Source organism: Serpentinimonas sp. SMBJO2 (genome assembly GCF_056341105.1).
The window spans coordinates 1,530,321-1,553,514 of record NZ_CP150628.1; the positions used below are offsets into that span (position 1 = coordinate 1,530,321).

The 23,194-nt window shown below is 62.1% G+C and carries 25 protein-coding genes and 1 CRISPR repeat array; of the genes, 10 read left to right on the plus strand and 15 right to left on the minus strand.

Going from position 1 to position 23,194, the window contains the following annotated elements; translation table 11 throughout:
• Window positions 1–103 precede the first annotated feature (103 nt).
• Genes AAAZ40_RS07105 through modA form a run of 3 tightly spaced genes read right to left on the minus strand, consistent with a single transcriptional unit; the run spans window position 104 to window position 2,264 of the window.
• Window positions 104–775, minus strand: a complete 672-nt coding sequence (locus AAAZ40_RS07105) for an ABC transporter ATP-binding protein (protein WP_476659709.1) — start codon at window positions 773–775, stop codon at window positions 104–106.
• Between the two features lie 7 nt (window positions 776–782).
• Window positions 783–1,469 carry a molybdate ABC transporter permease subunit gene (modB, locus tag AAAZ40_RS07110; protein ID WP_476659710.1) on the minus strand — a complete coding sequence of 229 codons (687 nt, stop codon included), beginning with the start codon at window positions 1,467–1,469 and terminating at the stop codon, window positions 783–785.
• A gap of 30 nt (window positions 1,470–1,499) precedes the next feature.
• Window positions 1,500–2,264, minus strand: a complete 765-nt coding sequence (gene modA, locus AAAZ40_RS07115; protein WP_476659711.1) for a molybdate ABC transporter substrate-binding protein — start codon at window positions 2,262–2,264, stop codon at window positions 1,500–1,502.
• Window positions 2,265–2,710: 446 nt separating this feature from the next.
• Here modA and AAAZ40_RS07120 point away from each other — a divergent pair, with 446 nt between their 5' ends.
• The 4 genes from AAAZ40_RS07120 to AAAZ40_RS07135 all read left to right on the plus strand — a co-directional run bounded on the left by AAAZ40_RS07120 (window position 2,711) and on the right by AAAZ40_RS07135 (window position 7,326).
• Window positions 2,711–3,460, plus strand: coding sequence for an electron transfer flavoprotein subunit beta/FixA family protein (locus tag AAAZ40_RS07120; RefSeq protein WP_476659712.1), 750 nt, complete (start codon window positions 2,711–2,713; stop codon window positions 3,458–3,460).
• A gap of 16 nt (window positions 3,461–3,476) precedes the next feature.
• The gene (locus AAAZ40_RS07125; RefSeq protein ID WP_476659713.1) at window positions 3,477–4,409 is read left to right on the plus strand and encodes an electron transfer flavoprotein subunit alpha/FixB family protein; all 933 of its coding nucleotides are present in this window, start codon (window positions 3,477–3,479) and stop codon (window positions 4,407–4,409) included.
• 98 nt (window positions 4,410–4,507) lie between these two features.
• The gene (locus AAAZ40_RS07130; protein WP_476659714.1) at window positions 4,508–6,298 is read left to right on the plus strand and encodes an acyl-CoA dehydrogenase; all 1,791 of its coding nucleotides are present in this window, start codon (window positions 4,508–4,510) and stop codon (window positions 6,296–6,298) included.
• 38 nt (window positions 6,299–6,336) lie between these two features.
• Window positions 6,337–7,326 carry an NAD(P)H-dependent flavin oxidoreductase gene (locus tag AAAZ40_RS07135; protein WP_476659715.1) on the plus strand — a complete coding sequence of 330 codons (990 nt, stop codon included), beginning with the start codon at window positions 6,337–6,339 and terminating at the stop codon, window positions 7,324–7,326.
• Window positions 7,327–7,385: 59 nt separating this feature from the next.
• Here the strand turns inward: AAAZ40_RS07135 and AAAZ40_RS07140 are convergent, their stop codons facing one another.
• On the minus strand, window positions 7,386–7,916 hold the full coding sequence (locus AAAZ40_RS07140) for a pyridoxamine 5'-phosphate oxidase family protein (protein ID WP_476659716.1): 531 nt from the start codon (window positions 7,914–7,916) through the stop codon (window positions 7,386–7,388).
• Between the two features lie 83 nt (window positions 7,917–7,999).
• Here AAAZ40_RS07140 and moaD point away from each other — a divergent pair, with 83 nt between their 5' ends.
• Together moaD and AAAZ40_RS07150 are read left to right on the plus strand one after the other, a co-directional pair.
• Complete coding sequence (gene moaD, locus AAAZ40_RS07145) at window positions 8,000–8,254, plus strand: molybdopterin converting factor subunit 1 (protein WP_476659717.1); 255 nt, start codon at window positions 8,000–8,002, stop codon at window positions 8,252–8,254.
• Window positions 8,255–8,256: 2 nt separating this feature from the next.
• Window positions 8,257–8,802, plus strand: a complete 546-nt coding sequence (locus AAAZ40_RS07150) for a molybdenum cofactor biosynthesis protein MoaE (RefSeq protein ID WP_476659718.1) — start codon at window positions 8,257–8,259, stop codon at window positions 8,800–8,802.
• A 142-nt stretch (window positions 8,803–8,944) separates the two neighbouring features.
• Here the strand turns inward: AAAZ40_RS07150 and AAAZ40_RS07155 are convergent, their stop codons facing one another.
• From AAAZ40_RS07155 to AAAZ40_RS07175, 5 genes are all read right to left on the minus strand, one after another.
• Window positions 8,945–9,337: a type II toxin-antitoxin system HicB family antitoxin gene (locus AAAZ40_RS07155; protein ID WP_476659719.1), complete on the minus strand. Its 393-nt coding sequence runs from the start codon at window positions 9,335–9,337 to the stop codon at window positions 8,945–8,947.
• A gap of 14 nt (window positions 9,338–9,351) precedes the next feature.
• Entirely contained in the window at window positions 9,352–9,534 is a 183-nt protein-coding gene (locus tag AAAZ40_RS07160; RefSeq protein ID WP_476659720.1) for a type II toxin-antitoxin system HicA family toxin, read from the minus strand.
• 262 nt (window positions 9,535–9,796) lie between these two features.
• Window positions 9,797–10,063, minus strand: coding sequence for a type II toxin-antitoxin system RelE family toxin (locus AAAZ40_RS07165; RefSeq protein ID WP_476659721.1), 267 nt, complete (start codon window positions 10,061–10,063; stop codon window positions 9,797–9,799).
• The gene (relB, locus tag AAAZ40_RS07170; RefSeq protein WP_476659722.1) at window positions 10,047–10,274 is read right to left on the minus strand and encodes a type II toxin-antitoxin system RelB family antitoxin; all 228 of its coding nucleotides are present in this window, start codon (window positions 10,272–10,274) and stop codon (window positions 10,047–10,049) included. Before relB ends, AAAZ40_RS07165 begins: the two co-directional genes overlap by 17 nt.
• Before the next feature lie 69 nt (window positions 10,275–10,343).
• The gene (locus AAAZ40_RS07175; RefSeq protein ID WP_476659723.1) at window positions 10,344–10,538 is read right to left on the minus strand and encodes a hypothetical protein; all 195 of its coding nucleotides are present in this window, start codon (window positions 10,536–10,538) and stop codon (window positions 10,344–10,346) included.
• Window positions 10,539–10,671: 133 nt separating this feature from the next.
• Here AAAZ40_RS07175 and AAAZ40_RS07180 point away from each other — a divergent pair, with 133 nt between their 5' ends.
• The 4 genes from AAAZ40_RS07180 to AAAZ40_RS07195 all read left to right on the plus strand — a co-directional run bounded on the left by AAAZ40_RS07180 (window position 10,672) and on the right by AAAZ40_RS07195 (window position 12,321).
• A complete protein-coding gene (locus AAAZ40_RS07180; protein WP_476659724.1) occupies window positions 10,672–10,905 on the plus strand; it encodes an HD domain-containing protein in 234 nt (77 codons plus the stop codon).
• 23 nt (window positions 10,906–10,928) lie between these two features.
• Window positions 10,929–11,135: a hypothetical protein gene (locus AAAZ40_RS07185; protein WP_476659725.1), complete on the plus strand. Its 207-nt coding sequence runs from the start codon at window positions 10,929–10,931 to the stop codon at window positions 11,133–11,135.
• Between the two features lie 481 nt (window positions 11,136–11,616).
• Window positions 11,617–11,817 (plus strand): hypothetical protein, encoded by a 201-nt coding sequence (locus AAAZ40_RS07190; protein ID WP_476659726.1) that lies wholly within the window; start codon window positions 11,617–11,619, stop codon window positions 11,815–11,817.
• Between the two features lie 252 nt (window positions 11,818–12,069).
• Window positions 12,070–12,321, plus strand: a complete 252-nt coding sequence (locus tag AAAZ40_RS07195) for a hypothetical protein (protein ID WP_476659727.1) — start codon at window positions 12,070–12,072, stop codon at window positions 12,319–12,321.
• 74 nt (window positions 12,322–12,395) lie between these two features.
• A CRISPR array of direct repeats spans window positions 12,396–15,995; the repeat unit is 36 nt; unit sequence GTTCCGGCCAGAGCTCATATCCCAATCGTGTAGACT.
• A gap of 70 nt (window positions 15,996–16,065) precedes the next feature.
• On the opposite strand, the gene cas2 is transcribed toward AAAZ40_RS07195, so the two are convergent.
• The 6 genes from cas2 to AAAZ40_RS07225 all read right to left on the minus strand — a co-directional run bounded on the left by cas2 (window position 16,066) and on the right by AAAZ40_RS07225 (window position 23,073).
• The gene (cas2, locus tag AAAZ40_RS07200) at window positions 16,066–16,401 is read right to left on the minus strand and encodes a CRISPR-associated endonuclease Cas2 (RefSeq protein ID WP_476659728.1); all 336 of its coding nucleotides are present in this window, start codon (window positions 16,399–16,401) and stop codon (window positions 16,066–16,068) included.
• Between the two features lie 4 nt (window positions 16,402–16,405).
• On the minus strand, window positions 16,406–17,335 hold the full coding sequence (gene cas1, locus AAAZ40_RS07205; protein WP_476659729.1) for a type II CRISPR-associated endonuclease Cas1: 930 nt from the start codon (window positions 17,333–17,335) through the stop codon (window positions 16,406–16,408).
• A 365-nt stretch (window positions 17,336–17,700) separates the two neighbouring features.
• On the minus strand, window positions 17,701–19,062 hold the full coding sequence (locus AAAZ40_RS07210) for an IS1380 family transposase (protein ID WP_476659730.1): 1,362 nt from the start codon (window positions 19,060–19,062) through the stop codon (window positions 17,701–17,703).
• An 85-nt stretch (window positions 19,063–19,147) separates the two neighbouring features.
• Window positions 19,148–22,198 carry a type II CRISPR RNA-guided endonuclease Cas9 gene (gene cas9, locus AAAZ40_RS07215; RefSeq protein ID WP_476659731.1) on the minus strand — a complete coding sequence of 1,017 codons (3,051 nt, stop codon included), beginning with the start codon at window positions 22,196–22,198 and terminating at the stop codon, window positions 19,148–19,150.
• Window positions 22,199–22,442: 244 nt separating this feature from the next.
• Complete coding sequence (locus AAAZ40_RS07220) at window positions 22,443–22,775, minus strand: addiction module antidote protein (RefSeq protein ID WP_476659732.1); 333 nt, start codon at window positions 22,773–22,775, stop codon at window positions 22,443–22,445.
• A gap of 4 nt (window positions 22,776–22,779) precedes the next feature.
• Window positions 22,780–23,073, minus strand: coding sequence for a type II toxin-antitoxin system RelE/ParE family toxin (locus AAAZ40_RS07225; RefSeq protein WP_476659733.1), 294 nt, complete (start codon window positions 23,071–23,073; stop codon window positions 22,780–22,782).
• Window positions 23,074–23,194 lie beyond the last annotated feature (121 nt).

The following is a 23,194-nucleotide window of genomic DNA, read 5'->3' on the forward strand; positions in this document are numbered from 1 at the left end:
AGCCCCTGAAGTTGCAGCGGGGCGGTGGGGTCAGGCAGCGCCGGTGCCGCGCCTTGGGTGCGCCGACTGGGCGCGGCGCGCTCGGCGCCTGGCTTGCGCGGGCTCATGGGGCGCTGCCCGATCGGCCCTCGTGCAGGCGCAGCACCTCGTCGCCAAACAGGGCCACGTCTTGCGGGTCGTGGGTAATGAGCACCATCGGCACTTGCAGGCGGCGCTGCAACGCGTCGAGTTCGGCGCGCATGGTCTGGCGCAGGTCGGCGTCGAGCGCGGCAAAGGGCTCGTCGAGCAGCAAGGCGCGCGGTTCGGCCACCAGCGCGCGCGCCAGCGCGGTGCGCTGGCGCTGCCCGCCCGAGAGCTCGTGCGGGTACTGGTGCGCCAGGGCACCGAGATCAAAAGCCTCGATCCAATACTCCACCGCCGGATGGCGCGCCCGCCGGCGCGGGTTCAGCCAGCCACGGGCGAGCGCAAACGCGATGTTCTGGCGTACCGTCAGGTGCGCAAACAAGGCGTAATCCTGAAACACATAGGCCAGCCGGCGCGCTTGCGGCGGCAAGAAAACGCCGCTGGCGGCGTCGTACAGGGTCTGGCCGTCGATGCGCACGTGGCCGGATTGCGGGCGCACCAAGCCGGCAATCGCCTTCAGGGTCTGGCTCTTGCCCGATCCCGACGGCCCGGCAATCACCAGGCGCTGCGCCTGCGACTTGAGCTGCACGTCGAGCGTGAACACGCGCGTGCCCGATTGCAGCCGGTTGCGCAGATGAAAGTCGAGCAGCATGGCGGGCTCAGTTCTGGTGGTGCGCGACGCGCCCCGGCATCAGGCGCGTGGCCGACAGCAGCACCGCAATGCAGACGATGGAGGTGATCGCTGCCAGCACGTGGGCCACGTCGTCTTGCCCGGCCTGCACGGCCTCATAGACCGCTATCGACAGCGTCTGGGTTTGACCCGGAATGTTGCCGGCGATCATCAGCGTGGCGCCAAACTCGCCCAGCGCGCGCGCAAAAGCCAGCAGCAGCCCGGCCATGATGCCGCGCCACGCCAGCGGCAGCGTGACGCGCAAAAACAGCGCCCATTCCGACACACCCAGCACGCGTGCGGCCTGCTCATACTGGCCCTCAACGGCCTCGAAGGCGGCCCGCGCCGGCTTGAACACCAGCGGAAAGGTCACGATCGCCGCCGCCAGCACCGCGCCTTGCCAGGTAAAAATCAGGTTGATGCCAAAGTGTTCATACAGCCACGCGCCTATGGGGCCACGGCTGCCCACCAGCACCAGCAGGTAGTAGCCCAGCACCGTGGGCGGCAGCACCATCGGCAGGGTGCACAGGGTGTCGAGCAGCTCGCGCCCGACAAAGCGCTTGCGCGCCAGCAACCAGCCCAGCGCCACGCCCAGCACCAGCGTGATCGCCGTGGCCCACAGCGCCACCTTGAGCGACAGGCGCAACACGATCCAAACGTCGTCGAGCGCTTCCATGGGGCCGCAGGTGTGGGCGCTGCGCCGCGCTCAGGGTTGCAGAAAGCCGTGGCGCTGCAGAATCGCTTGGCCTGCAGGCGAGAGCACAAAGGCGATGAAGCGCTGCACCGCGGCGGCGTTGGCCGAGCTGGCGCCGCGCACCGTGGGCGCAATCGGGTAGGTGATGGGCGTGCTGGTGGGCACCTGGAACGCCACCCGCACCCGATCGGGCATGAGCGCGGCGTCGGTGGCATAGACGAAGGCGGCCTCGACCTCGCTGCGCGACACGTAGTTGAGCGACTGGCGCACGTTGAGGGTAAAAATCGCCTTGCTCGACACCGCCGGCCAGAGCCCAGCGGCCTCGAGCGCGCGCTGGGTGTAGCGCCCCACTGGCACGCTGTCGGGGTTGCCGATCGCCACCCGGCGCACGGCGGCTTGGGTCAAGTTGGGCAGGCCGCTCAGGTGCAGGCGGCTGTCGGCCGGCACCGCCAGCACCAGCAGGTTGCGCGTGAAATCGCGCCGCTGCGCGGCCACGATCAGGCCGCGCTGCTGCGCCAAGTCCATGGTGAACTCGTCGGCGCTGGCAAACACATCCACCGGCGCGCCGCGGTCGATCTGCTGCAGCAGCGCCCCCGAAGCGCCAAAGTTGAACGCCACCCGCACTTCCGATTGCTGCGCCATGAAGGCGCGCCCGATGTCGTTGAAGGCGTTGGTCAGGCTGGCAGCCGCCGAGACCGTGATCTGCCCGGCGTGCGCGCCGGCGCTGGCGGCCATAATGCCCAGTACGCAAAACAGACGGCAGAGGAGGGCGCGCATGGGTACTGGCTTGGGTCCGGTTGGGGCCAATGGTGGGGGTTGCTGGGGAGGGTTTGCAGGTTGGGGCTTGCAGAGGCGGGCGAGACGGCCGGTCCGCTATGCCCGAGGCGTAATATACCACGGTACATAACGCTTGCGCGTGCCCTCTGCGCTGCTGTATCCACATCGACAGGCCCCGTGCAGGCCCGCAGCGCAGACGCTCGCATAGGTCATGATGCGCTGCACAAGGGCTGGCGAGGCAAGGCATCTCACGCGCAGGGTCAATCGCTTGACATCACGGCCACGAACCGCTCTATAATGCCGCAAAAAAGAACGGTCGTTCGTTTTTTTTGCGTGCGTACAATGTTGACGTTTACGTTAACGTCAAGTGACGGCGCTGGCGCCCCCAGTGGGCAGCGGGCGCTGGTGGGCGCGCGGTTTTACACTCAATCACACAGGAGCAAGGCATGAAAATTCTGGTCCCGGTCAAGCGCGTGGTGGACTACAACGTCAAGGTGCGCGTCAAGGCCGACGGCAGCGGTGTCGATATCGCCAACGTCAAGATGAGCATGAACCCCTTCGATGAGATCGCCATCGAGGAAGCGGTGCGCCTGAAAGAAAAAGGCGTGGCCACCGAGGTGGTGGCGGTGTCGTGCGGTGTGACGCAGTGCACCGAAACGCTGCGCACGGCCATGGCGATCGGGGCCGATCGCGGCATTTTGGTGCAGACCGATGACGAGCTGCAGCCGCTGGCGGTGGCCAAGCTGCTGGCGGCGCTGGTGGCGCGCGAGCAGCCGGGTCTGGTGATTTTGGGCAAGCAGGCGATCGACGACGACGCCAACCAGACCGGCCAGATGCTGGCGGCGCTGGCCAAGCTGCCCCAAGCCACCTTTGCCTCCAAGGTCGAGCTGGTGGATGGCCGGGTGCGCGTGACGCGCGAGGTCGATGGCGGGCTCGAGACCCTGAGCCTGAGCCTGCCGGCGCTGGTGAGCACCGATCTGCGCCTCAACGAGCCGCGCTACGTGACGCTGCCCAACATCATGAAGGCCAAGAAAAAGCCGCTCGACACGCTGACACCAGCCGATCTGGGGGTGGACACCACGCCGCGCCTCAAAACCCTGAAGGTGGCCGAACCGGCGGCGCGCAAGGCCGGCATCAAGGTCGGCAACGTGGCCGAACTGGTGGACAAGCTGCGCAACGAAGCCAAAGTGATCTGAACAGGAGACCGACCCCATGACCGCACTCGTCATTGCCGAACACGACCACGCCACACTCAAGGGCGCAACGCGCAACGCCGTCAGCGCCGCTGCCGCCTGCTGCTCCGAGGTGCACGTATTGGTTGCCGGCCACAACGCCGCCGCTGCCGCCCAAGCCGCAGCCCAGATTGCCGGGGTGGCCAAGGTGCTGCACGCCGACGGCCCCGCGCTGGCGCACGGCTTGGCCGAAAACCTGGCGGCCCAGGTGCTGGCGCTGGCTGCGGGCTACAGCCACATCGTGTTTGCCGCCACCGCCAGCGGCAAGAGCGTGGCCCCGCGCGCAGCCGCCCTGCTCGACGTGGCGCAGGTGAGCGAAATCACCAAGGTGCTGGCCCCCGACACCTTCGAGCGCCCGATCTACGCCGGCAACGCGGTGGCCACGGTGCAAAGCACCGACGCCGTGAAAGTGCTCACGGTGCGCGGCACCGGTTTTGACGCTGCGCCTGCCACGGGTGGCAGCGCCACCATCGAGGCCGTGGCGGCCGTGGCCGACAGCGGGCTGAGCACCTTCGTGGGCAGCGAACTGGCGCAAAACGACCGCCCCGAGCTGTCGGCGGCCAAGGTGATCGTCAGCGGTGGCCGGGCGCTGGGCAGCGCCGAGCAGTTCAATGCCCTGCTCACGCCGCTGGCCGACAAGCTCGGTGCCGCCATCGGCGCCAGCCGCGCCGCCGTCGATGCCGGCTATGCGCCCAACGATTTGCAGGTCGGCCAGACGGGCAAGATCGTGGCGCCGCAGCTCTACATCGCGGTCGGTATCTCGGGCGCGATCCAGCATTTGGCGGGCATGAAGGACTCGAAAGTGATCGTGGCCATCAACAAAGACCCGGAGTCGCCGATCTTTGCCGTGGCCGACTACGCGCTCGAGGCCGATTTGTTCCAGGCGCTGCCGGAGCTGGTCAAGGCGCTGTAAGCGCGCTCGGCCAAGGGCATCGGTTTCGATGCCTTTTTTGTATCTGCCTTCAACATGGCGTCAACGGTGCCCATCTGCTGTTAAACGGAGACTAAAAAATGAGCTATGTCGCCCCCGTCAAAGACCTGATGTTCAATCTGCAGCACCTCGCCGGGCTCGAGCAGGTGGCGCGCCTGCCCGGTTTCGAAGACGCCGGGCTGGAGACGGCGCAGGCCGTGCTGGAAGAATGCGCGCGCCTGAACCAGGAGGTGATCGCGCCCCTGAACTGGGAGGGCGACAGGTATCCGTCGTCGTACCACGATGGCAAGGTCAGCACCACGCCGGGCTTCAGGCAGGCCTTTCGGCAGTTTGCCGAGGGCGGCTGGCAGGGTTTGCAGCACCCGGTGCAGTTTGGCGGCCAGGGCTTGCCCAAAAGCATTGGGGCGGCGTGCGTGGAGATGTTCAATTCCGCCAACCTGAGCTTTGCCCTGTGCCCGCTGCTCACCGACGGCGCCATCGAGGCCCTGCTGACGGCGGGCACCGAGCAGCAGCAGCGGCTTTATTTGCCGCCCATGATTGCCGGTGAATGGACCGGCACCATGTGCCTGACCGAGCCGCAGGCGGGTTCGGATCTGGCGCTGGTGCGCAGCCGCGCCGAGCCGCAGGCCGACGGCAGCTACAAGGTGTTTGGCACCAAGATTTTCATCACCTACGGCGAGCACGACTACACGCCGAACATCGTGCACCTGGTGCTGGCGCGCATCCCCGGCGCGCCCGAGGGTGTGAAGGGCATCAGCCTGTTCATCGTGCCCAAATTTGTGCTCGACGCCGAAGGCAAGCCTGGGGCGCGCAATGACGTGCGCTGCGTCAGCATCGAGCATAAGCTGGGCATCAAGGCCAGCCCGACGGCGGTGCTGCAGTTTGGCGACCACGGCGGTGCCGAGGGCTACCTGGTGGGCCAGGCCAACCGCGGGCTCGAGTACATGTTCATCATGATGAACGCGGCCCGCTTTGCCGTCGGGCTGCAGGGCATTGCGGTGGCCGAGCGCGCCTACCAAAAGGCGGTCGGCTACGCGCGCGAGCGCCTGCAAAGCCGCCCGGTGGATGGCAGTTCGGCCCAAGCCGCGCCCATCGTCGTACACCCCGACGTCAAGCGCATGCTGCTCACCATGCGCGCCTGTACCGAGGGCTGCCGCGCCATGGCCAGCGTGGCCGCAGCCGCCTACGACGGCGCGCACCACCACCCCGAGGACGCCGCGCGCGCGCAAAACGCCAGCTTTTACGAGTTTCTGGTGCCGCTGGTCAAGGGCTACAGCACCGAGATGGGGATCGAAGTGGCCTCGCTGGGCGTGCAGGTGCACGGCGGCATGGGTTTCATCGAAGAAACCGGGGCCGCGCAGTACTACCGTGACGCGCGCATCCTCACCATCTACGAGGGCACGACGGCGATCCAGGCCAACGACCTGGTGGGCCGCAAGACGCTGCGCGATGGCGGCCGCACGGCGCGCGCCGTGGCGGCGCAGATCGAGGCCACCGAGGCCGAGCTGCAAGCCAGCGGCAGCGCCCACGCGCTGGCGGTGCGACAGCGGCTGCAGGCGGCGCGGCTGGCATTTCTGGACGTGGTGGCCTTTGTGCTCGAACACGCCAAGGGCAACCCGAACGCGGTGTTTGCCGGCAGCGTGCCCTACCTGATGCTGGGCGGCAACCTGGTGGCCGGCTGGCAACTGGCGCGTGCGCTGCTGGTGGCCGAGCGCGAGCTGGCTGCGGGGCGCGAGGCCGAATTCATGCGCACCAAGGTCCTGACCGCGCGCTTTTACGCCGACCACCTGCTCAGCCGCGCCGGTAGCCAGCGCGACGGCATCGTCGCCGGCCACGCCGCCGTGACCGAGATCAGCCCCGACGCCTTTTGATTGACGACCGACCAGACACGACCGACGAGCCCCATTGCATGTCCAACACCGCTTCCCACCCCGACCCCACCCGCCAATCGCCGCTGCCGGGTGCCTTGCAGCGCGTGCCATTCCCGGTCATCGGTGCGCCGCTGTTCATCATCAGCAACCCCAAGCTGGTGATCGCGCAGTGCTGCGCCGGCATCGTCGGTTCCATGCCGGCGCTCAACGCGCGCCCGGCGTCGCAGCTCGACGAATGGCTGGCCGAAATCACCGAGGCGCTGGCGGCGCACGACCGTGCGCACCCCGAACAACCGGCCGCCCCATTTGCCATCAACCAGATCGTGCACAAGAGCAACGACCGGCTCGAGGCCGATCTGGCGCTGTGCGCCAAGTACCGGGTGCCGATCGTCATCACCAGCTTGGGCGCGCGCGCCGACCTCAACCAGGCCGTGCACAGCTGGGGCGGGGTGGTGCTGCACGACATCATCAACAACGCCTTTGCGCACAAGGCGATCGAAAAGGGTGCCGACGGGCTGGTGGCGGTGGCCGCCGGGGCCGGTGGGCACGCGGGCGTGAAAAGCCCGTTTGCGCTGGTGCAAGAAATCCGCCAGTGGTTCAATGGCCCGCTGGCGCTCTCGGGCGCCATCGCCAGCGGCAGCGCGGTGCTGGCGGCGCAGGCCATGGGGGCTGATTTTGCCTACATCGGCTCGGCCTTCATCGCCACCGACGAAGCGCGCGCCAGCGCCGCATACAAGCAGTGCGTGGTTGACAGCAATTCGGACGACATCGTCTACAGCAACCTGTTCACCGGCGTACACGGCAACTACCTCAAGGCCTCGATCGTGGCCGCCGGGCTCGACCCCGACCACCTGCCCGAGAGCGACCCGAGCGCGATGAACTTCGGCGGTGCCGCCGCCAAGGCCTGGAAAGACATCTGGGGCTGCGGCCAAGGCATCGGCGCGATCGACCGCGTGCTGCCTGCCGCCGAGCGGGTGGCGCAGATCAAGCGCGAGTACGCGCAGGCGCGTCAGCGGCTGCTGGCTTGAGCCTTGTATAGATCAGAGTGGGGTGCTTGATCGGCAAGGCCTACCGCCCGCACGGCGCGCTATGCCGCCAGCACGGCGCGCCAGCGTTCGGCGGTGAGCGAGTGGGCGCGGCCAAAGCCGGCTACAAAGCGCGCCGACACCGGTTCGATTGCAAACAGCGCAAAGTCTGGAAACTCGAACAGCTCGCGCGCCTCGGGCAGCCGCTCGAGGTAGGCGGCGCGGGCGGCGGCGTAGCGCGGCGACTCGGGCAGGCAGGGCAGGGCGCGGCCCTTGAGGCTCAGGCGCGGCCGGGCCAGCGGGTTATGGGCATCCTGTGGTGCGCCACCCGGCTGCTGCGGTTCCTGCGCCTGTGTTTCGGCCACCTGCGCTTCGGCCACGAACAGCAGCGCCACGGCGGGTTGCTCGAGCATGTCTTTGGTGTGGGTGGCCAACCGGCTCACATGCACCACCGCGCTGCCGCATGGTGGCAGCAGCACAAAAGGCACCATCGAAACCGCAGGTTCACCCCGGTGCAGGGTGGCCAGCGCGGCCAGGCGCTGCGAGCGCAACAAGGCTTGCAGCAGATGGAGGTCGGCTTCGGTGAGGCTCACGGCGGCAGTGTAGCCGCTATTTTGCGCCGCTACAATGGTCAGTTGCAGCCTTGCCCGGCGCCTTGGGCGCGCCCAATCCAGCCATGCACACCATCCAGATCCGGTTTTTTGCAGCCCTGCGCGAAGCGCTGGGCACCACAGAGTTGCGGCTGTGCACCGCAGCGGCCACGGTGGCCGACTTGCGCGACGAGCTGATCGCACGCGGTGGCGTCCATGCCGAGGCGTTGGCGCGTGGGCGCGCGGTGCGCGCGGCGCTCAACCAGGCGATGGTGGCGGAATCCGCCGCGCTCAAGGACGGCGACGAAGTGGCCTTCTTCCCTCCGGTGACGGGGGGCTGAGGGTGGAGCCGCAGCCTGCCACCACACAGCCCCGGGTGCGCATCCAGACCGAGGATTTCGACCTGAGCACCGAAGTGGCCGCCCTGCACGCCGCCGACACGCGGGTGGGCGCCGCGTGCGCCTTCGTGGGTTTGGTCAGGGAATGGGCCCCCACGCTGGGCGCTGGCGCGGGGCCGGCGGCTGCTTCGCCGACGCTACCCCAGGCTTTCATGGAGCTCGAGCACTACCCCGGCATGACCGAGCGCGCCATCGAGGCGATGATCGAGCAGGCGCAGCAGCGCTTCGAGATTTTGGGCGCGCGCGTGCTGCACCGCGTGGGGCGGCTGGGCTTGGGCGAGCAGATCGTGCTGGTGGCGGTGACGGCGGCGCACCGCGGCCAGGCCTTTGCCGCCTGCGAGTTCCTCATGGACTACCTCAAGACCCAGGCGCCGTTCTGGAAAAAAGAGCACAGCGCCGCCGGTGCGCGCTGGGTCGATGCGCGCGCCAGCGACGACGCGGCGCTGGCCAAGTGGGGCATCGAAGCGGATAACGCGGCGGGCCCGGCCTGAGCCGCGCTCAGCCGCTGGCGCAGATTGCGCGCGCGCAACCTAGCCGCTGTCTGGCACAGCCTGATTTGCTCATGCTCCCCCCGCATACGCAGGGATTGACCTCAGAGCAAGGCCGCCGATCGATGCCATGAAAACTCCACGTTCAGCGAATTGCACGTTCCGCAGCCTGAACGAGAAAACCGGAGCGGGTCAGTCCGTGAGACTTGGCATAGTCATCGACCTTGGCGAGGATGCGCCGGGGGATGGTGATGTTGATCTTCTCTGCCCGGCCGTCGTACTTGCTGGTGTCGATCTCGACAAGCGCCCAGATGCCGCCTTCGAAGTCGGGATTGGTGCGATGCTTGCCCACGGGATGGGGAACGGGCACATCGCCACCGTCCTCGGTGATGCCTTCGAGGTGCAGATCAATGGCTTCAACCACGCTTTCCAGCGCCTCGTCCATGCTGTCGCCAGCAGAGAAGCAGCCCGGAAGATCGGGCACGGTGACACCCCAACGGGTGCCGTCGTCGCTATGCAGAACTACAGGGTATCGCACGGTATGACTCCTGTTCATTTCCAGCCCGCTTGCTTTTTGATGCTGTTCAGCGTTCCCTTCGGGATGTCCCCGTCCGGATGCCTGACGGTGACCAGTCCGGGCTTGTTGGCGTGCCTGAACTGGTGGTGCGAACCTTTGACCCGGGCCAGCATCCAGCCCTCAGCTTCTAGCAGCTTGATGACTTGCTTGCTGTTCATGGTGGTTATTATACCCACCAAACTGTCATGATCCTGGTGCTTCACCCAGGATCAGGACAATTGGCATCGGACAATGGTGCCCAGGGCAGAGTCGTTCATGTCGATCACCATGTGGAAAATGATCGACCCTGATCGCCACTTCAGGCTCATACCTCGTTGGACAAAACTATCCCCGCGTGAGCGGGGGAGCCGAGGTGGCGGTGGAAATGCCGGTGAGCGCGTGGGGTCAACCCCCGCGTGAGCGGGGGAGTCAAACTGAGCGCTATCGGTAAATCTCGCGCCGGTTGTCAACCTGCACCACCAGCACGCGCAAAGCGCCGTCCTGAATGTCACAAATCACGCAGCAGTCCCCCACCCGGTAGCGCCAAAGCCCGCCAAGGGGGCCGGTCAAGGGCTTGCCCGTGCTGCGCGGGTCCTCAAGTCCGGCGATGCGCTCATCCATGTAGTCCACGATGCACCGCGCCGTTTGCTTGTCGAGCCGGCAAAGCTGTGCTTTGGCCGTGTCGGTGTAATCAATCGTCCAGGCCAAGGTCTCTCCTCACGTCAGCCGCAGAATGCATCTGTTCCTGCCCCTTGCGGACACGCTCAAGAACGCCAGCAGCAAGGTAGTAGTCCTCCATTTCCTCGATGCCCCGCTCGATGATTTCGCGCAAGTAATACGCCTTTGTGCGCCCGGTGTGAGAGGCGAGGTAGTCAAGCCTTTGCTCCGTTTCAGGAGCGAGGCGAATCGAAGTGGCCATGTCAAAACCTCCGGTTTAGATACGTGCATTCACTGTATCACAAAGCGCCTGTCTTGACCAGTCGGGGCGCTACCCGGCGCGCATCATGCGCGCGCAGGGGCGGCCGCGGTCAATCCCCGCGTGAGCGGGGGAGCCCTTGGTGCTGCGCAGCAGCGCCGCCAGGGTGGCTTCGCTGTTGCGCTCCCAGCGGCTGCCGTCGGGCGCGGTGGAGCTGACAAAGCGCCGCTGGGTGCTTTCGACCGGCACCTCGCCGATGGCGGCCATGGCGGGCCGATGCCGTCGTCAAACAGCTCGAACACGAACCCAATCAGCCCCTGGCTGCATGAATGAGGCGACAACTTGCTTGACATGCACCGGTAGGCGCACCGGCGTATGATGCGCCCTCAAGGGGGCTTCGATGAACGATTGTGAGCAAAGCAGCCGGTTTTTGGCGCATGTGTGTACCGACGCGTCGGGTCTTCTGCTGCCGCACGGCCTGCCGCAGCATTTGCGCGGTGTTGCTGAGCTGGCTGCTGCACGCGCGCGCCCGTACGGCGCAGACTGGGCCCGGCTGGCCGGGCTGTGGCACGACCTAGGCAAGTATGCGCCGCAGTTTCAATCGATGATCCGGCGCGAAGCTACTGTCCAATGATACCGCTTGTCTGGTCTATAACAATGCCCGAAATCCACTTCATCGTTGAAAAAGCTGCAGAAGGCGGTTTTTCTGCCAGGGCAGTGGGTGCTGACATCTTCACCGAGGCCGATACTTTGTCAAGCCTCTGTGAACAGTTGCGCGATGCTTTGTGTTGCCATTTTGATGTAGACAGTGAACCTGAATTGATCCGTATTCTCATCACCCGCAGTGATGCCAAGGGGGAGTGACCCATTTAATCTTGCAACTTGTCGGCTAGCGCTTGCGCGCGTACTGCGTGCAGCACGGTTCCGGCCAGAGCTCATATCCCAATCGTGTAGACTGGCACCCGGCATATTGAGCCTGCACCATTTGGTTCCGGCAAAACAGCCGGTTTTTGGCGCATGTGTGTACCGACGCGTCGGGTTCGCTGCAGCCGCATGGCCTGCCGCAGCACTTGCGGGGCGTCTCTGAGCTGGCCGCTAGTGTGGCGTTGCGCGCTATCTGGAACATAAAACCGCGCCTTTTCGTCCCTGCTGTCGTTGCAAATCCGCGCCATAGTGGCACTATGGCTGTGGTTTGCGCCTAAGCAGGGCCAAAAATCCATCGGTTTTATTTGTCCCCTCAAGCGCGCAACACCACACTAGATGCGCGAACCATCTCGGTGCAGACTGGGCCCGGCTTGCCGGGCTGTGGCAGGACTTGGGCAAGTATGCGCCGCAGTTTCAATCGATGATCCGGCGCGAGAGCGGCTACGATCCCGTGGAGTTGTTCGTGCCGGGGCCGCGCAACCATTCCACGGCAGGGGCGATTCACGCCATCGAAAAGGATGGCCCCGAGCGCTGGCTGATGAGAAAGCTCCAGCGCTACAGCGTCAAGGCTCTGTTCAAGCAAGAGGTTGATGTAGTACGGGTTACGCGCTTAACGTCATGATTTGTAAAGTCATTCACTGCTGCGCTTATGGATGGGATCTTGAGACGTGTCAGGTCATTCGTCCACATCTTGCCTGAACAGAGCCAGCGTCAACCTGCAGCGCCGCAATGTCCTGCGATTGCAAGAGACGGGCGAAGTGCGTGAGACTCGATCCGGCATCTTTGCACAGGATGTGGATACGCTTTATGATGCGGAAATTGGCGTTGTCATGGACAGTCAAACCCCGTGGTATGTTTGACCAAGGAGCAACTTATGCAAGCGATTGAAATTGAAGCACCCATTGTCGATCACCGGCTGGTGCTGCACAGCGACAAGCTGCCCGCTCATGCTTCACGCGCCAAGGTAATCGTGATGTACGATGAAAACGACCAAAAGACCGTCACTGATATCCTGACTCTTGCCAGGGCAGCACGCAACTGCTTCCCTCAGGTTGAACGCGAGCAATTGCAAGCTGAATTTTCCGCCATGCGCACCGAATGGGAGCAGCGGGAGCATGGCCCATGAGGCTGCGCTGCCTAATTGTCCCATCCCGGACGATTGTATAGACTTGCTCAAGGCCCGTGGCACCGGCGTGGCGGGTTCCGGCCAGAGCTCATATCCCAATCGTGTAGACTGGTCGGCGCCGGCTCCACCTGGGCGAGATCGTTCCGGCCAGAGCTCATATCCCAATCGTGTAGACTGACGCGCACCAACATCGGCTGGCTGATTCGGTTCCGGCCAGAGCTCATATCCCAATCGTGTAGACTGGAGCAGATGCGGACGTCTACCACAACGCTGGTTCCGGCCAGAGCTCATATCCCAATCGTGTAGACTGGCCATTGGCTCGACCCGACGTGCAAGCGCGTTCCGGCCAGAGCTCATATCCCAATCGTGTAGACTCAGGCTGCCCGTCACGCGCAGCCGTGCGTGGTTCCGGCCAGAGCTCATATCCCAATCGTGTAGACTTGCCACCGCGTTCATGGCGGTCGAGGATGCGTTCCGGCCAGAGCTCATATCCCAATCGTGTAGACTAATGGTGAAGAACAGGATTTATCAGTTCAAGTTCCGGCCAGAGCTCATATCCCAATCGTGTAGACTCTGGGTCGCCACCGTGTGGCCGCCTTCTGTGTTCCGGCCAGAGCTCATATCCCAATCGTGTAGACTCGCCGGTGCCCAGGTGGCGATGATGCGCACGTTCCGGCCAGAGCTCATATCCCAATCGTGTAGACTGGGCGAGCCGGTTTTTGTCTGCGAGGGCTGGTTCCGGCCAGAGCTCATATCCCAATCGTGTAGACTAATACTCGAAACATTCCCGCTCGCACGAATGTTCCGGCCAGAGCTCATATCCCAATCGTGTAGACTGACGGGAGCGACGGCGATCTGTGCGACGTGGTTCCGGCCAGAGCTCATATCCCAATCGTGTAGACTTCCTCGAGCAGACACGAAACAGCCGCTTGGTTCCGGCCAGAGCTCATATCCCAATCGTGTAGACTGGCCATAGTCGATGGTCAAGCCCCAGCGCTGTTCCGGCCAGAGCTCATATCCCAATCGTGTAGACTTGCCTGCCTCCAGTACACGATGCACTGCAGGTTCCGGCCAGAGCTCATATCCCAATCGTGTAGACTTTCGAGGGCCAGGTGCTGGACGGCTGGCACGTTCCGGCCAGAGCTCATATCCCAATCGTGTAGACTCCCTGGGTGTGCACAGGACAGACATGGCGCAGTTCCGGCCAGAGCTCATATCCCAATCGTGTAGACTCTAAACCAAACTGCTAAGCCAGTCACTCATGTTCCGGCCAGAGCTCATATCCCAATCGTGTAGACTCTTGGCGATTCAAAGCCTAGCCGCAATCGAGTTCCGGCCAGAGCTCATATCCCAATCGTGTAGACTACAGCCTGCTCGAGCCGGTGTTTGCCGCATGTTCCGGCCAGAGCTCATATCCCAATCGTGTAGACTGAGCACGGCCAGCAGCCGGGCGGCGCGGCGGTTCCGGCCAGAGCTCATATCCCAATCGTGTAGACTTATGCGGCCACATGGCTGGTGCAGGGCAGAGTTCCGGCCAGAGCTCATATCCCAATCGTGTAGACTCAAACGCCAATAGGCTCGTCGCTGTTGTGCGTTCCGGCCAGAGCTCATATCCCAATCGTGTAGACTTTGGCAGGCGGCGTTCAGGTTTTGGGGTACGTTCCGGCCAGAGCTCATATCCCAATCGTGTAGACTTTGCCGACTGGTATAGCGACCTGGCTTCAGTTCCGGCCAGAGCTCATATCCCAATCGTGTAGACTCCGGCGCTCGATCTCCAGCGCCCGGGCCTCGTTCCGGCCAGAGCTCATATCCCAATCGTGTAGACTCCTGATGCGGGCCAATGGGATGACGTTTCGGTTCCGGCCAGAGCTCATATCCCAATCGTGTAGACTTGTTTTTCGCTTGCGCGAAGCGCCTGACCAGTTCCGGCCAGAGCTCATATCCCAATCGTGTAGACTCCCGGCACGTACACTTCAACACGGATGGAGGTTCCGGCCAGAGATCATATCCCAATCGTGTAGACTAGCGCTGCCGGGCTGCGCTCGATGCCTGTGGTTCCGGCCAGAGCTCATATCCCAATCGTGTAGACTGATCGACTTTGCTGCCAGCAAGGCGCTCAAGTTCCGGCCAGAGCTCATATCCCAATCGTGTAGACTCGCGCACCAGCGCATCGGCACCTTCGCGCTGTTCCGGCCAGAGCTCATATCCCAATCGTGTAGACTCACCCCAAGCGCGCCGTGCAGACCGTGGAGGTTCCGGCCAGAGCTCATATCCCAATCGTGTAGACTGTTCAAGCTCCAGCCCAAGCCGACTTTTGAGTTCCGGCCAGAGCTCATATCCCAATCGTGTAGACTTTTCACCTTCAACTGCGGGTCCAGCGCGTGGTTCCGGCCAGAGCTCATATCCCAATCGTGTAGACTAGCGGCTTCGGTCGCACGCGCGGCTTCGGTGTTCCGGCCAGAGCTCATATCCCAATCGTGTAGACTACGGGCTGAAGGCTACCCAAGGCCCGTAGGGTTCCGGCCAGAGCTCATATCCCAATCGTGTAGACTAGTCTTCGGCCCTGCGCGCCAACTCGTGGTGTTCCGGCCAGAGCTCATATCCCAATCGTGTAGACTTGCAATGAATGACCTGCGTCTGATTGCCATGTTCCGGCCAGAGCTCATATCCCAATCGTGTAGACTGTCATTTGCGCCCACGCATCCAGCATCTCCGTTCCGGCCAGAGCTCATATCCCAATCGTGTAGACTGTTACGATAATTCAAGTCTTTTTCGTCACGGTTCCGGCCAGAGCTCATATCCCAATCGTGTAGACTCCTGCCGCGTCCAATATACGCTCCAAGCAGGTTCCGGCCAGAGCTCATATCCCAATCGTGTAGACTAGGCGGGGGAGCTGGCGTGACATACGCTGAGTTCCGGCCAGAGCTCATATCCCAATCGTGTAGACTTCCCCGCGCGACGGTTTCGAAGACCGGCACGTTCCGGCCAGAGCTCATATCCCAATCGTGTAGACTCCACGGTGGCCGCGCCCGCCTGGACATATCGTTCCGGCCAGAGCTCATATCCCAATCGTGTAGACTCAAGACGGCATCGGCCTAAGCGCATCAAGCGTTCCGGCCAGAGCTCATATCCCAATCGTGTAGACTCCACTGAAAACCCGTGACGGCTGGGCCGTGGTTCCGGCCAGAGCTCATATCCCAATCGTGTAGACTGTCGAACACCTGACCGAGTATGCCCGCATGGTTCCGGCCAGAGCTCATATCCCAATCGTGTAGACTTATCACCGCAGAGGTGAGCATGGAAATCAGGTTCCGGCCAGAGCTCATATCCCAATCGTGTAGACTGTGCAGGCGCTGGCGCAGCATCAAGCGCAGGTTCCGGCCAGAGCTCATATCCCAATCGTGTAGACTCCTGGGCCGGGCTACATGCACCTGCCCAAGGTTCCGGCCAGAGCTCATATCCCAATCGTGTAGACTTGGAAGGACACGCCGGGAATGGTGGCGCAGGTTCCGGCCAGAGCTCATATCCCAATCGTGTAGACTCCATCATCGGCACGATGTGTTGAACACCGAGTTCCGGCCAGAGCTCATATCCCAATCGTGTAGACTGGCGGCGGCGATGATGTTATGAGCTCGCCAGTTCCGGCCAGAGCTCATATCCCAATCGTGTAGACTCCGTTTTCGGTAACTCGTTGACTTGTCAGTGGTTTTGCCAGTTTTTTGGGCTTGAAAAACATCGCTTAACTCAGAAAAGATCGAACTGATCGGGTGTTTTTGGGGCTGGCTGCTTCGCCTGACCATGAAAGCTGATGATGCGCTCGTACTGCTTGTCAGTAAACTGCAAGATGCTTACCCTGCCGCCTTGTGGCAGGGCAGCTTCGACCCGTTTGCAGTAGGTGTCTACTTGCGCTGGGCTGGTGCAAGAACGCATGTACACGCTGAACTGGCTCATCTCGAACCCCATGTCCAGCAGAGTATTTCTGAACTCGGTTGCCGCCTTGCGTTCGACCTTCTCTATCACAGGCAGGTCGAACATTACCACCATCCACATCAGCCGGTATCCTGTCAGCATGAGGTTCATGGCTTCATTCGCCATGCAGGGCAGACGCGAGCGCCAAAGGCAGACCGGGCAGTGGTAGGTCGAGTTTGTCACGTTGACCCAGATAGACCATGGCCAGCGAGGTTGCAAGCTTTTGCACGCACACCATGACAGGTGTGGCGCCTGTATCACTTTGCATGTCGTCGTACAGCGTGCGCACCAAAGCACGCTTGGTGTCAGGGGTAACTTGATCTTGGTGGTTGCGCCTAAGCTGCCAGACCTTGAGGTCGATGACGGGTCTGAAGGGCTCCATCACATCGTCAACCAACCGCATGGCGTTGTTGTCGTGGCTGTGGTGCAAGCCGATACTGGGGTGCAGGCCCGCAGCAATCAAGGCGCGCGCTGTGGTTGCACGAAGGACGGTGTATCCGTAGTTGAGCATAGCGTTGGTACCTGGGGCGTTCTGGTCACGGCGAAACTCTGGGCCGAACAGCAAGGTCCAGTATCGACGCGCTCCCTGGGCCTCCAGGTTGTCCGGGTCGCCACTCCTGACCTTGCTTGCTAGGGTTGAAAGCGGCGCGCTGGGAGCTGCGGCTGCTTGCAGTGCGGCGGCTTGTTGTTCGAGCTTGGCACGAACAATGGCCGCCCACAACCGCTTGCGGGTTGGCAGGCTGACCGTGATTTGTGCCTCGATTCGGCGCGCCTGCTCGAAATTGCCTTCGATGGGCAGCAGCATGCCCACAGCGTTGTGGTTTGCTGCACAGAGCACAAAGGGGCTGCCGCGTTCTGCCAAGGCCACCAGTAGGTTGTTCGTGTAGCTCAGACCATGCGCGTTGGCGATGACGGCGGCAATGTCGTCCAGAGGTACCTGCCCAAGCTCTTTGCGTTCACCCTCGGTGCCCTGAACTACCATGAAGCCTCGGTGCATGGACAGGTGACGCCGGTCATCGGCCACCTCTATGATGCGGCCGATCATATGCGCTACCCCTTGAAGCCGGGGTCCCGCAGTTCCCCGATGGGGGATATGCTAACTTTCCTTGCTAGAGCCTTCTGCAGAGAGCCTGCTTGCTTGTATCCTGAATCCGTGCCCCCACCCAGCCACCCCCTCCTTCCAGGCCAAGCAGCATGATCCTGCCTCCCCCTGAGCCCAGCGCAGCGCGTCTGCCCGCTCACTTTTTGAGCAAACGGCATCACACGGGTGGATTTTTGCTGCCCAATACAGCCCCAAACTGCCCAGATACGCCCAGTTTGGGGGCACCTGCGCGCGTACAGACGTGTCTGCTCCTTGCTGGCGCGTTTGCGCGCAGCCTCAGAACGGTTCGATGCGGCTCGGTGTGCCGCTCAAGGGCTGGCAGCGCGCAGCAGCCGCTGCTGCAGCGCGGCAAACACGCGCACATGGTCGGCAAAGGTGCAGCCAAAGTCCAGCACCAGGCGGCGCGCGTGCGCCACAAACCGGGCCGCGCGGTACATCACCTCCTGCAACACCGTCTTGATGCGCCGGCGCTTGGCTGGGTGGCGTATGGGAGCAAGCTCGCCCGTGAGCCCCAACTGCCCGATCAGGCGCAGGCAGTTGTAGGCAAAGGCACCCAGGTGCAACAAGGCATCGTTGGTGGCAAACTTGCCCGAGGGCAGGCGCTCCAGATCCAGGTCGGACTTGATCTCGGAGTGAAACTGCTCGTGCGCGCCGTGGTAGCGGTAGTGCTCGATCACCGCCTCGGGCGCCAGCGTCAGGCTCGTCCACCAGCCTTCGAGTTCGATCTGCGGCATGAGCAGATGCTGGCCCTTGCGGTCTATGGTGCGCTCGGTGACGCGCACAATCAGCCGCAGCGCACGCCTGTCCTGGCCCCAGGCGCGCTCGCGCGTCAGATCGAGCACGGCCACGCGCTTGCCCGCGCGCAGTTGCTCAAACGCCCCCGCTTGTTCGGCCTGCGCCACCCAGGCGGCCTTGTCCTGGCGTCTGGGGTTCCACTTGCAAATGAACTCCAGCACCCGATCCTGCGCCATCCAGCGCTGGCGCTGGGCGAGCTTGGCCAGCAGCAGGCGCGCGCTGTCAAAGCCGCTGTCTTCGACCATCAGGAGCGCCTGAGCGCTGGGCACCAAGCGCTGCAGCCGGGCAAAGGCGCGCTCGTAGAAGTACTCGGTATCGAGCGCCGAATGGTGGCTGCCCGCACGCAGCTCGAGCCCGACGTTCCAGCCTTCGTTGCCCAGGTAGCCGGCAATCGGGCAGTAGCCATCCACACCCTGGTAGGTGCGGCTGACGTGCTCTTTCTTGCTGTCGCTGTTGTTCATGACAAAGGTGTCGACCTCAAAGCGCACAAAGCCCTTGTGGGGCGTGATGGGTGCCTGCGTGCGCTCGAGCAGCCGCGTGCTGAGCTCGTCGAGCAGCTCGCGCAAGGCTTCGGCCTTGACATCGAGGCGCTGGCGCATCCAGACGCTGCTGGGTACTTTGGACAGGCCCAGGGCTTGCTTGAAGAAGCGATCGCCCCGAAACGGCTCTATGGCTTCAAAGTCGCTCTTGCCCAGGCTGAGCAAGCCGGTCAGGGCCTTGACCATGTCGGAGGTCTTCATGCCCTGCGACACCGGCAACTGCGGGTCGACCACCAGATCGACTTGCGCCGCCTCGCAACACTGCCCAATCAGGGCCAGACCGGAGTAAGAGGTCAGCGTGTGCTGGGCCGATTGACGTACCTGAAACTGCGGCATGTTCGCTTGGGTGAAACCACTACAGCGCAGATTATCTCACAAAATCATGGAGTTGAGATAGGAAGTGGGGGTGTGGGGCACGGATTTAGGTGTATGTGTAGCGCCATGATCCTGTTTTGTCTCGATTGCGGGCGTCGACGTTTGCTTCATTATGCGCAGCAAGACTCAGGCGTCCAGCAGAACTTATTGATGCAACTCGCATCACAGACATGCTGTCGTCAATTGCGAGCTTAATAATGTCACCATTGACTAAGCGCATCACGAGCGGCCTACCACTCATACTCAGTGTTGGGTGGCGCAAACGCGATAATCCGTGCAAACGCACCAATTGATAGGAATCAAAAGTTGAAATGACTTCTCCGTGCCATTTGCCATTTTCATCACGGACAATCTCTATGCAGTAGTTGCTGTCGCCTTTGTAGCCTTTGTAGGGCCGCAGTGAACCGTCAGGCTGCAAGCCATGTCTTTCTTGTGCCTTCTCGCAAGTAAATTCGATAACCTTGAGTGCCTCAGTGACATTTTCACGTTTGCCGTCAACGGACTTGTGGTATCTCACTACCCCATTACCCAGTAGAGCATAAGCGGTGTCGTTGTGCATGGCCCCCTCGTGGCCATGATCAGGCTTGTGGCTGACCCAGATGCAATTAACAGCTCGCTTTACATGCTCGCGGTAAGTCTCCCAAGGCGGTGGCATATTCTCAACCAGCCGGTTCAGTTGTCGATCAGAGGCACTTGCGCTGGCCTGCGCAAAACGTTGGAGCATGCCTTGGTCGGTAACGCCGATCACGCAGGCGTCGACAGCATGGTGTCGGTGGTTGTCGCGGTTCTTTTTACCGTCAAGACCGAGTATGTTGTTGAGGCCAAACTGGGCGCGCAGCATTGCGGTCATGCGGCCAGGGATAACGCGAGTCGCTTGTGGGCAAATCAGACTCAAGTACTCTCGCGCCACCCGACTCAGATAGCGCGTGTCGTTGAGCGCCCTTGCAAGGAAATCTTTATCGTCTCGCAGCCAACGCTCGTAGCCGTCTTCGGCAAACCGGTAGCGCTTGTTCCTGGGCATCTGTTGGACGCGCTTCAGCACATCGTCCATAAACCAACCCTGGGCTTCAAAGTCTGCACGCGCCTCCCATGGGGTTCGATTTCCCTTAATGCGGTTGGCTATTCGGAGCGCTACCGTCTTGTTGTCGAGGCTGTCGTCCAAAGTCTTGGAAAAAGGAAGAATATGCTCGATTTCAACCTGCTCGCTCAGGACCATGGTGGCGCTGATTTGGACGCCGCTGTACGGGCAGCGCCGATCGGCTGGGTCAAAGCTCAATTCCTTCCAGAGAATCAGCTTTTGAATGTCGGAATGGCGCACGCGCTCTGGGGCAACTTGCAGAATGGATGCTGCCATCTCGCGCAGCTCAGCATTGCGCTTCTGGTTCGCTGCTTGGCGTTCATTTTCTTCCTTGCGCTGTTCCAGATTTTGCTTAAGTTCGCGCGCGACCTCCACGATCACCTCTGACGGATGACCGTAGCGCTTGATGAGCGCATTGACAACTACGCGAATCTGGTTCAGACCGATATGGACAGTAGGGTTGGCGATCTTGCCAAAGCGCTCCTCGTCATTCTTTGGGTTATCTTTGGCAAACCCTACATGACGCTGCAAGAACTCACCGTAGTAGGGTAATTCTTTCAATGCATGGAGGTTTTGAATCTCACCGGTGGCTGGGTTTATGCGTTGCACGCCGGTGTCAAAGGTTCGGTTGGGAATCTCGCCAAAGGTGTTGAGTCGGCTGTGGTGATCAAAGCCTGCTGCCAATACCGCTTTGTCGTAACTGATAAGCGCGCGTTGCAACTCGGGCAGGATACGATCCAGTGCTTTAGTGGATAGGCTGCCATAACCTTCCGGCAGGGCTGCACAGGCAATGGCTTCGGCTCTCACCGCGTCCACTCCTGTGTTCATTTCCAGCCATTGGGTAAGTCTGGACTCGTTTTCCTCGCTCACCAACTGCATGACAATGGCATCTTGCTCGACGGCAGAGAAGCCAAACCACGCTTGACCGAAGTGTTCCCTTTTGCTCAGAATGACACTGGTGGCATTGCCTTTGAGTTCTTGTCTTTTTGGGTCTTCGAGGCTGAACCGAACCGCGCCTCCGAGACCGAGCATGCTTCTTATCTTCGTAAAGCTGAGTTTGCTGTTGCGTTCCAGTGCATCTGCCAGGGTGTTGCGCTGCTCCAGTGACAAGGGTTCCTCTCGAAGGCCATCACGAAGCAAGCGCAGATTGTTGGTTTCTTGGTAGATACGGAAGCGCTGTTGACTGGGTAGCGCAAGGGGTGCCCGATGTTCTTCTGGAAGCAAGGTGCAGCGCCCCGGTATGGCGGGCTTGAGATTTCGCTGGTGCAGCAGGCAGTCCCTGAGATCGGTGCGTGCTCGCTCGTTGAACTGGTGTGGGTCCAGCGCCGACTGTTTCAACCACAGGGCATCAAACTCAGCCTCAATCATGGCGCGATCTATGTAAAGATCGTAGCTTTTGTCAACCCGCGTTTTCCCGTCATCCTTCATTACGCGACGCTCACGAAAGCGAGCTCGTACCGTCTGACCCGCTTGATATCGGCGGTGAAGGTACTCGCCCACCGTGCGGGGCTTCCCATCCGCACCAGATGGGTCTAGCGCTGCGTGCAGTTGTTTGATGGATGACTTTAGGGCGCCGCTGTCGTTGTCTTTCTTGTCTGTTTTCCGATTGCTTTTGAAGCCGCGGCGCTGGTTGATATGGAAAAGTGCGCGCGCGAACTCTTCCGGCTTGAGCGCTTCGTTCAGACCTTTGGCGCGTAGCGCGTAGGGGTTAAGCGATTCCAGTGCCTTGCGCCCGCCTTCGTCCCTGGGGAAGAAGCCGTGCTCAATCAGGGTTCGCATCATGCGAGCCTTGCGCTTTAGCAGGCGGTCGCGGCGACGGCGCATAGAACGGGCCTCACGGCGGGATACTGCGAGCGATGACCCATCCTTAGGGTTGCGCCCGTCGCTGAAGATGCGCACACCCGCCTTGATGACCGCGACAGGTGCCGCAGGCTGATTGTTGCTCAACTTCAGCAGCGCCCAACCGAGCGAAGTGCTGCCGAGGTCCAGCGCGAGCCGGTAGCGAAAATTTTGCTGCATGCTGTTCCCCTACCTTGATCAAGGCTCTTGTCCGTAAAAGTTATGGTACAATACTACACCAATTCTAGATTGGGATATGAGCTCTGGACGCTAACAAGCTGAAAGATGCACCAAATGGAAGGGCCGCTATACGCGGCCCTTTTTCGTTATCCCTGAACGCGGTACTCAAAGCGACCGGCTTGAAGATGGGTGTGCACGCTCATTGAGGCCGAAGTGGGACGCGGCCTGAGCGCAGCCTGATCGATCAAGCAGGCTGCTGCGCGGCTTGCGCGTGCAGGCGTACGCCCAAGGCCCTGGCAACCTTGAGTACGGTGGCAAAGCTCGGGTTGCCGTCGGCGCTGAGCGCCCGATACAGGCTTTCACGGCTCAAACCAGCCTCTTTGGCGACCAGCGACATGCCCCGTGCACGCGCCACATTGCCCAACGCGCGTGCAATGCCAGCCGCGTCGTCGGGTGCCTCGCTCAGCCAGGCGTCCAGGTAGGCAGCCATCTCCTCGGGCGTGCGCAGGTGCTCGGCCACGTCGTAGGCGGTGGTGCTGACTTTCGGTTTTTTAGGCTTGGCGGCGGGGCTGGTCATGCGCTCATGCTCCATGGTCACGGTTCAATTGCAGGGCCTTGGCAATGTCTTTCGTCTGTGTCGACTTGCTGCCGCCAACGAGCAAGAGCAACAAACGCTCACCCCGTTGGGCGTAGTAAACCCGGTACCCTGGGCCGGTGTCGATCCTAAGTTCGCAGACACCTTCGCTCAAGTGACGGTAATCGCCCGGATTGCCATGAATCAGTCGGTCGACGCGCATCAGCACGCGCGCCCGACCGGCTTGATCGGCGAGCTTGTCGATCCAAGCGCGGTACTCGTGGGTCTTTTCGACACGCATCGGTGCATTGTAGCCCATGGGCTACGTGTGGCTGCATTTCCTTGTGCAGTTTCAGGTAACGCTGCCGCTGTCAAGCAACTCCGGGCGCTACACTGCGCGTAGACTATGTCTGAGCAAGCAG

Excerpts from the sequence above, each read along its gene's own strand:
- AAAZ40_RS07105 (WP_476659709.1), bottom strand. The coding sequence starts at position 775 with ATGCTGCTCGACTTTCATCTGCGCAACCGGCTGCAATCGGGCACGCGC.
- modB (WP_476659710.1), bottom strand. The coding sequence starts at position 1,469 with ATGGAAGCGCTCGACGACGTTTGGATCGTGTTGCGCCTGTCGCTCAAG.
- modA (WP_476659711.1), bottom strand. The coding sequence starts at position 2,264 with ATGCGCGCCCTCCTCTGCCGTCTGTTTTGCGTACTGGGCATTATGGCC.
- AAAZ40_RS07120 (WP_476659712.1), top strand. The coding sequence starts at position 2,711 with ATGAAAATTCTGGTCCCGGTCAAGCGCGTGGTGGACTACAACGTCAAG.
- AAAZ40_RS07125 (WP_476659713.1), top strand. The coding sequence starts at position 3,477 with ATGACCGCACTCGTCATTGCCGAACACGACCACGCCACACTCAAGGGC.
- AAAZ40_RS07130 (WP_476659714.1), top strand. The coding sequence starts at position 4,508 with ATGAGCTATGTCGCCCCCGTCAAAGACCTGATGTTCAATCTGCAGCAC.
- AAAZ40_RS07135 (WP_476659715.1), top strand. The coding sequence starts at position 6,337 with ATGTCCAACACCGCTTCCCACCCCGACCCCACCCGCCAATCGCCGCTG.
- moaD (WP_476659717.1), top strand. The coding sequence starts at position 8,000 with ATGCACACCATCCAGATCCGGTTTTTTGCAGCCCTGCGCGAAGCGCTG.
- AAAZ40_RS07160 (WP_476659720.1), bottom strand. The coding sequence starts at position 9,534 with ATGAACAGCAAGCAAGTCATCAAGCTGCTAGAAGCTGAGGGCTGGATG.
- relB (WP_476659722.1), bottom strand. The coding sequence starts at position 10,274 with ATGGCCACTTCGATTCGCCTCGCTCCTGAAACGGAGCAAAGGCTTGAC.
- AAAZ40_RS07175 (WP_476659723.1), bottom strand. The coding sequence starts at position 10,538 with ATGGCCGCCATCGGCGAGGTGCCGGTCGAAAGCACCCAGCGGCGCTTT.
- AAAZ40_RS07180 (WP_476659724.1), top strand. The coding sequence starts at position 10,672 with ATGAACGATTGTGAGCAAAGCAGCCGGTTTTTGGCGCATGTGTGTACC.
- AAAZ40_RS07185 (WP_476659725.1), top strand. The coding sequence starts at position 10,929 with ATGCCCGAAATCCACTTCATCGTTGAAAAAGCTGCAGAAGGCGGTTTT.
- AAAZ40_RS07190 (WP_476659726.1), top strand. The coding sequence starts at position 11,617 with ATGATCCGGCGCGAGAGCGGCTACGATCCCGTGGAGTTGTTCGTGCCG.
- AAAZ40_RS07195 (WP_476659727.1), top strand. The coding sequence starts at position 12,070 with ATGCAAGCGATTGAAATTGAAGCACCCATTGTCGATCACCGGCTGGTG.
- cas2 (WP_476659728.1), bottom strand. The coding sequence starts at position 16,401 with ATGAACCTCATGCTGACAGGATACCGGCTGATGTGGATGGTGGTAATG.
- cas1 (WP_476659729.1), bottom strand. The coding sequence starts at position 17,335 with ATGATCGGCCGCATCATAGAGGTGGCCGATGACCGGCGTCACCTGTCC.
- AAAZ40_RS07210 (WP_476659730.1), bottom strand. The coding sequence starts at position 19,062 with ATGCCGCAGTTTCAGGTACGTCAATCGGCCCAGCACACGCTGACCTCT.
- cas9 (WP_476659731.1), bottom strand. The coding sequence starts at position 22,198 with ATGCAGCAAAATTTTCGCTACCGGCTCGCGCTGGACCTCGGCAGCACT.
- AAAZ40_RS07220 (WP_476659732.1), bottom strand. The coding sequence starts at position 22,775 with ATGACCAGCCCCGCCGCCAAGCCTAAAAAACCGAAAGTCAGCACCACC.
- AAAZ40_RS07225 (WP_476659733.1), bottom strand. The coding sequence starts at position 23,073 with ATGCGTGTCGAAAAGACCCACGAGTACCGCGCTTGGATCGACAAGCTC.